Below are 12,005 nucleotides of genomic sequence, written 5' to 3' on the forward strand. Positions count from 1 at the left end.
ACGAGGGCATCGAGGGCATCGCGTGCGCGGCGGCGATTGAAAACAGCGCCGGGATTCAGCGCACCACAGGCCACGTCGCACATCCTGCCATTCCACAAACGCAAACGGCCGCCCGAAGGCGGCCGTTGCGGCAGCGACCAAGGGTCGCTGGGAGATTACTCGGCCTTGGCGGCGGCCGCAGCGGCCTGGCGCGCGACCTTGGCCTGCGCAGCGGCGGCCAGATCTTCCTTGATGCGGGCGGCCTTGCCTTCCAGGCCACGCAGGTAGTACAGCTTGCCGGCGCGGACCTTGCCGCGGCGCTTCACTTCGACCGAGTCGATGGTGGCGCTGTGGGTCTGGAACACGCGCTCGACGCCGTAGCCGTGCGAGATCTTGCGCACGGTGAACGAGGAGTTCAGGCCGGCGTTCTTGGTGCCGATCACCACGCCTTCGTAGGCCTGCACGCGCTCGCGGTTGCCTTCCTTCACCTTGACGTTGACGACGACGGTGTCGCCCTGGTTGAACTCCGGCAGCTTGCGCTGGATCTGGGCGGCTTCGAAGTCGGCCAGGATGGTCTTGTTGAGCTTGCTCATGGTGGGCACCGCTTGTGTCTGGTGAGGTGGTCCGGCAGTCGCCGCACGGCGATTGCGCGATATCGGATGGGCCAAGCACGGAACGCACTGGCCGGAAAGCCGGGCATTTTAACCCAGCCCGGCGGCAATGGCTAGGGCTTGGATGGATTTTCCTGTTCGGCGGCCTGCGCCGCCTCCCGCTCCAGGCGGAATTCCTGCAGCAGGCGCCGGTCGGCCGCGCTCAACGCCGCCTCGTCCAGCAGCTCCGGGCGCCGCAGCCAGGTCCGCCCCAGCGCCTGCATGCGCCGCCAGCGCGCGATCGCGGCGTGGTTGCCGGAGCGCAGCACCGCCGGCACCTCGCCCAGCGCGTGTTCGCGCGGATGGGTGTAGTGCGGGCAGTCGAGCAAGCCGTCCGGGCCCTCGAAACTGTCCTGGGCCGCGGATTCGGCGTCGTTCAGCGCCCCCTCCTGCAGCCGGGTCACCGCATCCACCAGCACCGCCGCGGCCAGTTCGCCGCCGGACAGCACGTAGTCGCCGATCGAGATTTCCTCGTCCACCGCCGCAGCGACGAAGCGCTCGTCCACGCCCTCGTAGCGCCCGCACAGCAGCAGCAGCCGCGGCAGCGCCGCCAGCTCACGCGCCTTGGCCTGGGTCAGCGGCCGCCCCTGCGGGCTCAGGTAGATCAGCGGCGCCGGCTGCGGATCGGCCGCGCGCACCGCCTCCAGGCAGGCCTGCAGCGGCTCGATCATCATCACCATGCCCGGGCCGCCGCCGAAGGGGCGGTCGTCGACCTTGCGGTAGCCGCCCGTGGCGTAGTCGCGTGGGTTCCAGCCGTGCAGGTCCAGCAACGCGCGCTCCTGTGCCCGCCCGACCACGCCGAACCCGGCGCACTGGGCGACGAACTCTGGGAACAGGCTGATGACGTCGATGCGCATTGGGCGGGGATTGGGGAGTCGGGATTGGGGATTCGCAAACGCAACAGCGGGGGCCGGCGCGCGCCGGCATCGCTCAGAACTCGGGGTCCCAGTCGACCACGACCAGGTTGGCTTCGAAATCCACCGACTTGATGTAGTCCGGCTGCACGAACGGCACCAGCCGTTCGCGGTCGCCGCGCACCACCAGCACGTCGTTGGCGCCGGTGGAGAACAGGTGCGACACCTGCCCCAGCGCCACGCCGTCGACGGTGCGCACATCCAGGCCTTCCAGGTCCACCCAGTAGTACTCGTCCGGGCGCGGCGGCGGCAGGCTGCTGCGCGCCACGTAGATCTCGGTGCCACGCAGGGCCTCGACCGCGTCGCGGTCGGTGACCTCGGGCAGCGTGGCGATCAGGTACTTGCCGGACTCGCGGCCGCGCACGCCGCTGAGGCTGCTCTCGCTGCCGTCGGGCTTGCGCACGATCCAGGGCTGATAACGGAAAATGGCGAGGCGCGGCTCGGTCCAGGACTCGAGCTTGGCCTCGCCACGGATGCCGAACGCGCCGAGGACCCGACCGAGCAGGATGCGGCGCTGGCTGTCTTTCATTGGGGCAAACGCGAGGGCCGCGCGCTGGGCGCGGCCCGCGGAATCAGGCCGCGGCGGCCTGGTTCTTGGTGGCTTCCTTGTACAGGTTGCGCACCTTGTCGGTCAGCTGCGCGCCATTGGACACCCAATGGTCGACGCGGGCCAGGTCCAGCACCACGCGCGGCTCGGCGCCCTGGGCGACCGGGTTGTAGTAACCGACGCGTTCGATGTTGCGGCCGTCGCGCGCGCTGCGCACGTCGGTGACGATGATGTGGTAGAAGGGGCGCTTCTTGGCGCCGCCACGGGTAAGGCGGATCTTGACCATGGTGAGTTTCCGGTGTTGCCCAGTCGCCAGGATGGCGCGGTGAACCGACGATTATAGCGGCCGGCCCCAGCTCTGCCAAGTCTGGGCCGTAGCCTGCGGCCGCGGGATTGGGGATTCGAGATTGGGGATTCGCCAGGAGCGGCAGCCATGCCGCGATGGCCGTCCACGGAGTGCTCAGATCGCCTGCCAGGGCTGGGTGTGCAACGCGGCCTCCAGCATGGCCAATAGATCCGCGGCCGGGCGCAGCGCGCCCCCGTCCACTGCCGCCACCGCCTGCTGGCCGCGGGCGTTGCAGGTGAAGGCGGCCACGTCCGGCCCGAGCTCGTGGAGCGACAACGGCCGCACCTCCTGCGCCACACCCAGCGCGGCGAGCCCGGCCTGCAGCAACCGTTCCTGGGTGCCGCGCAGCGCCGGTGCCTGCGGCCAGTGCAGGCAGGCGCCGTCCCACAACCCCAGGTTCCAGGTCGGCCCTTCGGCCACCTGCCCCTGCGCGTCGACGAACAGCGCATCGTCGCTGCCGGCCTGCAGCGCCAGGCGGCGCTGGTGGAACGCGCCGAAGGTACCGACGTGCTTGAGCTGCGCCGCCTCGCGTGCGAACACGCTGCTGCGCAAGCGCAGCGGCGCCGGGTCGGCCTGCGCCGGTTCCGCCAGCGACACCAGCAGTTCCACCGCGCAATCGGCGTCGGCCCGGCGCAGGGTGAATGCGGGCGAACACACGGTGACGCGCAGCGACGCATCGCCCATGCCGAACGCGGCCAGCGCGGCGCGCAGCTCGCCGCGCACGCGCTCGGCCGGCAAGGCGCTGCCGAACAGCGCCATATTGGCCTGTTGCAGCCGCTGCAGATGCAGGTCGAACCCGCGCACGGCGCCGTTGCGCACCTGCATGGTGCTGAAGTGCCCGTAGTTCACCAGCGCGGCCGCGGCCAGCAGTTCGGCATCCGCCGGCTGCCCGCGATGGAAGACCTGCGCGCTCACAGCAGGGCCTGCGCCTGCGCCCACCAGCGCGCCAGCAGTTCTGCCGCCGGCTCGGCCGGCGCCATCCAGGCAGACTGCCCGGCCCAGGCCTGCATCGCCGCCAGGCGGTCGGCGCGCTGTGCGGCCTGGCGCATCGGCGCAGTCAGGCCACGCTGCACCGGGTACGGCCGCGGCGGTGGCGCCTCCGCGGCAGCGGCGGCGCGCACGTAATCGGTGGTCAGCGCGCGGCCCAGGCGGCCGGAGAAGGCGCGGGTCAAGGTGGTCTGCTCGGGTTCGGCCTGGGCCAGCGCATCCGCCCAGGCCGGCGCCAGCGCCGCCTCCGGGCTACGCAGCAGGGCGGTACCGATCTGCACCGCGCTCGCGCCCAGAGTCAGCGCGGCGGCGATGCCGCGGCCGTCGCCGATGCCGCCGGCGGCGATCACCGGGATCTGCAACTGGTCGGCCAGCCGCGGCAGCAGCGCGAACAGCCCGGTCAACTGCCGCTCGGCGCTGCCGGCCTCGAAGGCCCCGCGGTGGCCACCGGCCTCCGCCCCCTGCGCGACCACCGCATCGGCACCGGCGGCCTGCGCGGCCAGCGCCTCCTCCAGGGTGGTGGCGCAGGCGAACCAGGCGATCCCGGCCTGCTGCAGGCGCTGCACCTGGTCCGGCCGGAACAGACCCATGATCGACGAGGCCACCGTCGGCCGCGCCGCGAGCAGAGCGTCGAACTGGGCATCGAAATCGGCCGGCGCCGCATCGCCGGCGGCGGCGTCGACCGGCGGGCCCCAGGCCGCGAGAAAGGCGCGCACCTCGGCCTCGGCGGCGGCATCGCGCGCGGGCGGCGGATCCGGCACCCACAGGTTGACCTGCGCCGGCCCGCCGCCGGCGGCGCGGAACGCGTCCATCCACGCCACGATGTCCTGCGGCGCCGACAGCACCGCGCCCATCGCCCCCATGCCGCCGGCCGTGGCGACCGCGGCCGACAGCGGCACCGGGCAGGCACCCGCCATCGGGCTGAGCAGAATCGGCAGGCGCAGGCCGAAGCGCTGCCGAAAGGCGTCCACGCGCGCCAGGCGCTGCATCATGCGTGCTCCGCGATTCCAGGAACGTCCATGGTAGCCGCGCCGCCTTCCGGCCGCCGTGCCAGAGATGCGAGGACGCTCACGGCAGCGGCACCGGCAAACATTGCCGGTCCCGATCGCCGACCCACACCTGCTGCAGGGAAAAAGCGCGCAGCCGCGACGGGCGCTGGATGAAGGCACCCCACAGCCGCAGATCGACGAACGTCTCGACAGCACGATCGCGCCACGCCGCCGGACCGGACAGCTGCAGCTCCAGGCCATACAGCCCATCGACCGGACACACCACCTCCACGCACGCCGGCGTCGGCGCGGATGGCCGCAGCACAGCCAGCTGCGGCCCGTGCAACAGCGCGAACAGCCCCAGTTCGCCGTCGATCGGACGAGTGCCGCCGGGCACCGGCAGCGGCTGGCCGAACAGGCCGGATGTCCACACCGCCTCCAGCACCAGGACGTCGCCCTGGCTCAGATGCAGGAACTGGCGATGCACGACCACGCCATCCGCGGGATCCGCCACCGCGGTGTCCGGCGCTCCACGCACGTCCCAGGCGCGCTCGGCGCCGGCGAACAGCAACGCGGCCGCGGCCGGCACGTGCGCCACGCAACGCGGCGGCAACTGCGCCAGCGGCCATGCGTCGCGCGCTGGCGCCTCGGCGACGGCGAGGCTGCCATCGGGGCGCTGTGCATACGCCAGCGGCGTGCCGCGCAGCCGCTGCAACGGCAGCGCCAGCCGTTCCGGTTCCGGCACGCGCCGCCACAGCGCCACCGTGCCGGGCACCTGCAACTCGGCCTGGCCGATACCGATCGAGTACACGCCGGTGCGCACGATCGGCACGACGCATTCGGCATCGGCCGCCACATCCAGCCACTGCGCCTGGGTCGCGCCCGGTGCCAGCAGGTCGCAGCGCCACTGCGCGGGGCCGTTGGCGGCAGGATGGAAGGCGAGCACCAGCGCATCGCCGGCGTACAGCACCAGCTCGGAAGTGGTGCAGATGCCCTGGCGCGGGAAGCGCTCCTCCGGGAACGGGACGATGTCCTCGAGATGGCGGCGCCATTGGCGCGGACTGGACGGCCGCGCGCGCAGCGCCGCAGGTGGGATGACGGGCTGCGCTGGCGGCGGCAGCCGCGCCGGCGCGGGCGTGGCGCCGGCCTCGCCAATGGCCGGGTCCATGGACGCAGCCGCGGTATTGCCGGCCGTGCGGCGCGCCATCGCGTGATCGATCGCCGCGACGACCAGCACCACCAGCACCCAGTACACCAGCGTCGCCGGCAGCACCGCCCAGCCGGAGGCCGAGTGCAGCGCCAGGGCCAGCGCCAGGGCCAGGCGCAGCACGCGCGTGCCGACGGACACGCTCACCGCACGCGCCGTGGCCGCGGGCTCAGCGGAACGGCAGGCCGCCGCGGCCGCCCATGCCGCCGAGCATGCCCTTCATACCGCGCATCAGACCCTTCATGCCGCCGCCGGCCATCTTGCTCATCATCTTTTCCATCTGCTGATACTGCTTCATCAGCTTGTTGACGTCGGCCGGCTGGGTACCGGAGCCGCGGGCGATGCGCGCGCGGCGCGAGCCGTTGAGCAGACCCGGGTTGCGCCGCTCCTTCTTGGTCATCGAGCCGATGATGGCGATCATCCGCGGCACGTCCTTGTTGCCGGCGACCTGCTGCTTCAGATGGTCGGGGATCTGGCCCATGCCCGGCAGCTTGTCCATCAGCCCGGACAAACCGCCCATGTTCTGCATCTGCTCGAGCTGGTCGCGCATGTCGTTGAGGTCGAACTTCTTGCCCTTGGCGACCTTCTCGGCCAGCTTCTGCGCCTTGTCCTTGTCGACCTGGTGCTCGACCTGCTCGACCAGCGACAGCACGTCGCCCATGTCGAGGATGCGGCTGGCCAGGCGGTCGGGATGGAACACGTCCAGGCCGTCCGGCTTCTCGCCGACGCCGATGAACTTGATCGGCTTGCCGGTGATGTAGCGCACGCTCAGCGCCGCGCCGCCGCGGGCGTCGCCGTCGGTCTTGGTCAGCACCACGCCGGTCAGCGGCAGCGCCTCGCTGAACGCCTTGGCGGTGTTGGCCGCGTCCTGGCCGGTCATCGCATCGACCACGAACAGGGTCTCGACCGGGGTGATCGCCGCGTGCAGCGCCTTGATCTCCTCCATCATCGCCGCGTCGATGGCCAGGCGGCCGGCGGTATCCACCAGCAGCACGTCGACGAAGGACTTGCGCGCGTCGGCGATGGCGGCGCGGACGATGTCCACCGGCTTCTGCGAGGCCTCGGACGGGAAGAACAGCACCCCGACCTGCTCGGCCAGGGTCTTGAGCTGCTCGATCGCGGCCGGGCGGTACACGTCGGCCGACACCACCATCACCTTCTTCTTGCGCTTTTCCTTCAGGTGCTTGGCCAGCTTGCCGACCGTGGTGGTCTTGCCCGCGCCCTGCAGGCCGGCCATCAGCACGATCGCCGGCGCCGGCACGTTGAGGTTGAGGTCGCTGGCGGCCGAGCCCATCACCGCGGTCAGCTCGTCGCGCACGACCTTGATCAGCGCCTGGCCGGGGGTCAGGCTCTTGAGCACTTCCTGGCCGACCGCGCGGACCTTGATGCGTTCGATCAGCGCCTGCACCACCGGCAGGGCGACGTCGGCCTCCAGCAGCGCGATGCGCACTTCGCGGGTGGCTTCGCGGATGTTCTCCTCGGTCAGGCGACCGCGGCCGCGCAGGCGCTGCATGGTGCCGGAGAGGCGTTGGGTGAGGGATTCGAACATGCGGGCGGGTCGCGGACGGGAAACGGCCGTCGATTATAGCCGGGCGCGCCGGCGATCCCCGGCGCCGCCGTCACGGCGGCTGGCCCGATATGCGAAACTGGCGCGATGCTCATCACCGTCCTCGCCACCCTGCTGTACCTGGCCGCCACCGGCCTGCTGATCGCCGCGGTGGTGCGCGACCGGGTGGACCGCAGCCGCGCCTGGCTGTGGCCGGCGCTGCCGGCGGTGGCCCTGCATGCGGGCTATCACGTGCAGGTGGCCCTGCACACCGCCGGCGGCCCGGACATGCACTTCTTCGCCGCGCTGTCGCTGGTCAGCCTGGGCATGGCGCTGATGACCGCGCTGGTCGGCGCCAGCGGACGCATGGCCGCGCTGGGCGTGGTGGTGTTCCCGCTGTCGGCCGCGCTGCTGCTGGCCTACCACGGCTACGGCCACGAGCCGGCGCCGGTCCTGGACTGGCGGCTGCAGCTGCACGCCTGGCTGGCGCTGCTGGCCTACGCCACGCTGGGGATCGCCGCCCTGCTGGCGGTGATGCTGTGGCTGCAGGAACGCGCGCTGCGACGCCGCGACTTCCATCCCTGGCTGCGCGCGTTGCCGCCGCTGACCGCGCTGGAGACGCTGCTGTTCCGCACCATCGTGGTCGGCTTCATCCTGCTGACCCTGACCCTGCTGACCGGCGTGCTGTTCGTGCAGGACTTCCTGGCGCAGCGGCTGGTGCACAAGACCGTGCTCAGCGTGCTGTCGTGGATCGTGTTCGGCGCGCTGCTGTTCGGCCGCTGGCGCTACGGCTGGCGCGGGGTCAAGGCGGTGCACTGGACCCTGGCGGCAATGGTGCTCCTGCTGCTGTCGTTCTTCGGCAGCAAGTTCGTGATCGAGCTGGTGCTGGGGCACGCGCAGTAGCGTCCCCATCTTCCCGTAGGAGCGGCTTCAGCCGCGACGGGTGAAGGCCCGGTCGCGGCTGATCCCGAAAAGGGGACAAGAGCCGCTCCTACGACGTCCCACGCGTCAACCGCCGCCCCGCTCCGCCAGCGCCGCCTCCACCGTCGCCCAGTCCGCGCCTTGGCCGACCTCGGCGACGTAATAGGCAATCTGGTGCCGGTAGATCTGGCCCGGGCGCAGGATGCAGTCGGGAAAGCCGGGCTGGTTCGGCGCGTCCGGATAGCCCTGCGGCTCCAGGCAGATCCCGCGGCCCAGCGCCGGATGCTGCCGGTCCAGGCCCTGGCCTTCATAGAGTTGCACGGCCGGCATCGGGCTGACGATGCGCATGGCCACGCCGCTGTGCGGCGAATACAGCACGGCGGTGCAGTCGTGGCCGTCGGCCAGCACCAGGCAGTGGTCGTAGCCGGCGCTGAGCGACAGTTGCGGATCGGCGGCGATGTCCTTGTCGGCAATGGCGCGCGCCTGGCGGAAATCGAACGGCGTACCGGCCACGGTGGCGATCTCGCCGCGCGGCAGCAGCGCCGCGTCGCGCACCGGCAGGTAGCGATCGGCCGGCACCCGCAGCCACTGCGCCGCGGCCGGCACCGCGGCATCGCCGGCCAGGTTGAAATAGGGATGATGGGTGAGATTGAGCGGGGTCGGCGCGTCGGTCTGCGCGACGAACTCGACGCTCAGGCAACGGTCTTCGACGCGATAGGTCGCCTCCACCGACAGGTTGCCCGGGTAGCCCTCCTCGCCGGCCGGCGAGTCGTAGCGCAACTGCAGCATGCGCTCGGTCTGCGCCGACACCGTCCACACCCGGCGACCGAAGCCCAGCGCGCCGCCGTGCAGATGGTTGGCGCCCTCGTTGGCGGTGACCGCGTAGTGCCGGCCATCGACCGTGAAGGCCGACCCGGCGATGCGGTTGCCGAAGCGCCCCACCAGCACGCCCAGGTAGGCCGGGTCCTGCAGGTAATCCTGCAGCGTCGGCAGCCCCAGCACCAGTTCGGTATCGCCGTGCGTGCCCTGCAGGCGCAGGCTGCGCAGCAGGCCGCCGTAGGTCAGCAACTCGGCGCGCAGGCCGTCGCCGCTGTCCAGGACCATGCGCTGGATGGCGGTACCGTCGGGAAGATGACCGAAGAGCGAGGACATGCAGGAGCCTTGGAAGTCGGTGCGCATGCGCGGGGTCCGCAGCATAACCAGCGATGGCGCGACACGGCCATCGCCGCGCGAGCGCCGACAGCGCGCTGTGCGATACCGCGCACGTTCTGGCAACACACCGCATGCGGCGCCGTGCCGCGCATTGCAATTCCGATATAGCGGCCTCGCATTTGGGCATTGGTTCGCCCTCCACGTGTCTTCTATGCTCGGGATCGGGGCACACCGGGGACAGGCACGGAAGCGATCGTGCCGGGGGGTGCGCGCCCCGGATACGGCAGCGCCTGGGCTTCATGGCCAAGGCCGCGCGCCGGCCGTCACTCCCACGCGGCGCTGGCGACGGCGCCGCCCTACCCGACAAGGAGGAGCTCCCGATGCGTTCGCCCCGTTTCCTGCAGCAGCGTGCGGCACCCTGGCGGCGGCTGCCGCTGATCGCCGCGACGCTCGGCCTGGCACTGGCCGCCACACTGGCGCAGGCCGCCGACGTCGAGGTGCGCGGCACGCTGCGTGCCGACCGCCCCGGCGCCGCGGTGTCGCGCCACCTGTTCGGGCAGTTCGCCGAGCACCTGGGCAATGGCATCTACGGCGGCGTCTGGGTCGGCCCGGACTCGAAGATCCCCAACACCCGCGGCTACCGCAACGACGTGGTCGCCGCGCTGAAGGCGCTGGACGTGCCGGACATCCGCTGGCCCGGCGGCTGCTTCGCCGACGAATACCACTGGCGCGACGGCGTCGGTCCGCGCAACCAGCGCCCGACCAGCGTCAACACCCACTGGGGCGGCGTGGAGGAACCCAACAGCTTCGGCACCCACGAGTTCATGGACTTGACCGAACTGCTCGGCACGGAGGCGTACGTGGCCGGCAATGTCGGCGACGCGGCGCCGGACGAGATGGCGCAGTGGGTGGAGTACATGACCGCGCCCACGCGCTCGACCCTGGCCGAACAGCGCCGCCGCAACGGCCGCCAGGCCCCGTGGAAGGTGCCGTTCTTCGGCGTCGGCAACGAACTGTGGGGATGCGGCGGCAACATGCGCGCCGAATACGCCGCCGACGTGTTCCGCCGTTACCAGACCTTCGTCAAGGCGCCGGCCGACCAGAAGATCCTCAAGATCGCGCCCGGCCCGAACGAAGACGACTACCACTGGACCGAGGTGATGATGCGCGAGGCCAGCAAGTTCATGGACGGCCTGAGCCTGCATTACTACACCGTGCCCGGCGGCTGGCCGCCGCGCGCCTCCTCCACCAGCTTCGACGAGGCGGCGTGGATCGAAACGCTGTCGCGCACGCTGCGGATGGACGAGTTGATCAGCAAGCACAGCGCGATCATGGACAAGTACGACCCGGACAGGAAGGTCGCGCTGGTCGTCGACGAATGGGGCACCTGGTACAAGGGCCTGCCCGACGTGAACCCGGGTTTCCTGCACCAGCAGAACACCTTGCGCGATGCGCTGGTGGCGTCGCTCAACCTGGACATCTTCGTCCAGCATGCCGACCGCGTGCGCATGGCCAACATCGCGCAGATGGTCAACGTGCTGCAGGCGATGATCCTCACCGACGGCGACAGGATGCTGCTCACGCCGACCTATCACGTCTTCATGCTGTACAAGCCCTACCAGGACGCGACCGCGCTGCCGCTGCAGATCAGCACGCCGGACTACCGGCATGCCGGCTACACGGTGCCGGCGGTGCACGGCTCGGCGGTGCGGGCGAAGGACGGGCACGTGTACGTGGCGCTGACCAATCTGGACCCGAACCGCAGCGCCGACGTCGCGGTCCAGGTTGATGGGGTGCAGGCGCGCGGCGTCGACGGGCAGATCCTGACCGCACCGACCATCGACGCGCTCAACACCTTCGCGCAGCCGCAGGCGGTGCGCCCGGCCGCCTTCGCCGGCGCCCGCGTGCAGGGCGACACGCTGCAGGTGGCGCTGCCGGCCAAGGCGATCGTGATGTTGAAGCTGCAGTAGCCCCAAGGCCGTTACAGCGCCCCTCCCCTGTTGGGGCGCGCAGCAGACCCAGGATGCATGCGGCGACGCACACTGCGGTGCGCGCTCCTAGCCCCTCTCTCCCCGGGAGAGGGGTTGGGGTGAGGGTCGGTCCGCGCCGCACATCCATCCCAGTCCCAAGCCCCCGCTCGAAGGCGCACGCGAGGGAGAGCTACCTGCCAACGCATGCCTCACCTCCCTGCCAGTGAGGGCGAACTGCTCACATGCGCACGGCGCACTCGCCCCGCTCCCACCAGAGGGCTGGAGTCCTGGGCGGCGCGACCTCCTCCGCGCTAGTCCTCCGAATCGGTCAGCAGCGCAAACAGCGACTGCCCGTCCGGTGCGACCAAGTCACTGACCGCCCAGCAACCGTTGCCGCGGCGCTGCAACTCGATCTTGACCGAGCGCGCCCGCGCCGCGCGGCCGCCGAGCGCGAGCCGGTAGTCCATCCGCACTTCCACCACGGTGGCCTGCGAACCGCCCGAGACCAGGGTGAAGTTCGGCGCGCCCTGGATCTCGCCGTCCTGCGCGCTGGTCCACGGATCGAAGTCCAGCCGGCACACGCCCTCGCGTGCGGCGCAGCGCTGGTCGGCCTGCAACGCGTGCGCGAAGGCCGGCGTCAGCAAGCCGTCCAGGTTCTGCGGCTGCCAGTAGAAATCGCGCGCCTTGTACAGGCGTTCGGCCATCTGCAGCGGCGTCGCACATGCCGGCGGCTGCGCCGCGGCGAGCGCCGGCGGCAGGGCAAGCAGAGTCAGGAGGGCAAGACGGCGATGCATGGG

12 protein-coding genes are annotated in these 12,005 nt (G+C 71.2%); 2 read left to right on the top strand and 10 right to left on the bottom strand.

What is annotated here, in order from left to right:
- Window positions 1-155 precede the first annotated feature (155 nt).
- From rplS to ffh, 8 genes are all read right to left on the bottom strand, one after another.
- Window positions 156-572 (bottom strand): 50S ribosomal protein L19, encoded by a 417-nt coding sequence (rplS, locus tag AC1PMG_RS15450; protein WP_010342237.1) that lies wholly within the window; start codon window positions 570-572, stop codon window positions 156-158.
- 131 nt (window positions 573-703) lie between these two features.
- Window positions 704-1,486: a tRNA (guanosine(37)-N1)-methyltransferase TrmD gene (gene trmD / locus AC1PMG_RS15455; RefSeq protein WP_481109472.1), complete on the bottom strand. Its 783-nt coding sequence runs from the start codon at window positions 1,484-1,486 to the stop codon at window positions 704-706.
- Window positions 1,487-1,559: 73 nt separating this feature from the next.
- On the bottom strand, window positions 1,560-2,072 hold the full coding sequence (gene rimM, locus AC1PMG_RS15460) for a ribosome maturation factor RimM (protein ID WP_017907937.1): 513 nt from the start codon (window positions 2,070-2,072) through the stop codon (window positions 1,560-1,562).
- Window positions 2,073-2,115: 43 nt separating this feature from the next.
- The gene (gene rpsP, locus AC1PMG_RS15465; protein WP_010342240.1) at window positions 2,116-2,376 is read right to left on the bottom strand and encodes a 30S ribosomal protein S16; all 261 of its coding nucleotides are present in this window, start codon (window positions 2,374-2,376) and stop codon (window positions 2,116-2,118) included.
- A gap of 174 nt (window positions 2,377-2,550) precedes the next feature.
- Window positions 2,551-3,351, bottom strand: coding sequence for an aminotransferase class IV family protein (locus AC1PMG_RS15470; RefSeq protein WP_481109473.1), 801 nt, complete (start codon window positions 3,349-3,351; stop codon window positions 2,551-2,553).
- Window positions 3,348-4,412, bottom strand: a complete 1,065-nt coding sequence (locus tag AC1PMG_RS15475) for an NAD(P)H-dependent flavin oxidoreductase (protein ID WP_481111685.1) — start codon at window positions 4,410-4,412, stop codon at window positions 3,348-3,350. Before AC1PMG_RS15475 ends, AC1PMG_RS15470 begins: the two co-directional genes overlap by 4 nt.
- Window positions 4,413-4,491: 79 nt before the next feature.
- Complete coding sequence (locus AC1PMG_RS15480) at window positions 4,492-5,766, bottom strand: hypothetical protein (RefSeq protein ID WP_481109474.1); 1,275 nt, start codon at window positions 5,764-5,766, stop codon at window positions 4,492-4,494.
- A gap of 22 nt (window positions 5,767-5,788) precedes the next feature.
- The gene (ffh, locus tag AC1PMG_RS15485; protein WP_043092756.1) at window positions 5,789-7,168 is read right to left on the bottom strand and encodes a signal recognition particle protein; all 1,380 of its coding nucleotides are present in this window, start codon (window positions 7,166-7,168) and stop codon (window positions 5,789-5,791) included.
- A 105-nt stretch (window positions 7,169-7,273) separates the two neighbouring features.
- Between ffh and AC1PMG_RS15490 the strand changes: the two genes are divergently transcribed.
- On the top strand, window positions 7,274-8,068 hold the full coding sequence (locus tag AC1PMG_RS15490) for a cytochrome C assembly family protein (protein ID WP_017913516.1): 795 nt from the start codon (window positions 7,274-7,276) through the stop codon (window positions 8,066-8,068).
- 105 nt (window positions 8,069-8,173) lie between these two features.
- On the opposite strand, the gene AC1PMG_RS15495 is transcribed toward AC1PMG_RS15490, so the two are convergent.
- Window positions 8,174-9,238: an aldose epimerase family protein gene (locus tag AC1PMG_RS15495; protein ID WP_481109475.1), complete on the bottom strand. Its 1,065-nt coding sequence runs from the start codon at window positions 9,236-9,238 to the stop codon at window positions 8,174-8,176.
- Window positions 9,239-9,618: 380 nt separating this feature from the next.
- On the opposite strand from AC1PMG_RS15495, the gene AC1PMG_RS15500 reads away from it, so the two are divergent.
- Window positions 9,619-11,208, top strand: coding sequence for an alpha-N-arabinofuranosidase (locus AC1PMG_RS15500; RefSeq protein WP_481109476.1), 1,590 nt, complete (start codon window positions 9,619-9,621; stop codon window positions 11,206-11,208).
- Between the two features lie 311 nt (window positions 11,209-11,519).
- Here the strand turns inward: AC1PMG_RS15500 and AC1PMG_RS15505 are convergent, their stop codons facing one another.
- Window positions 11,520-12,002: a hypothetical protein gene (locus AC1PMG_RS15505; RefSeq protein ID WP_481109477.1), complete on the bottom strand. Its 483-nt coding sequence runs from the start codon at window positions 12,000-12,002 to the stop codon at window positions 11,520-11,522.
- Window positions 12,003-12,005 lie beyond the last annotated feature (3 nt).

The organism is Xanthomonas sp. NCPPB 2250 (assembly GCF_056725265.1).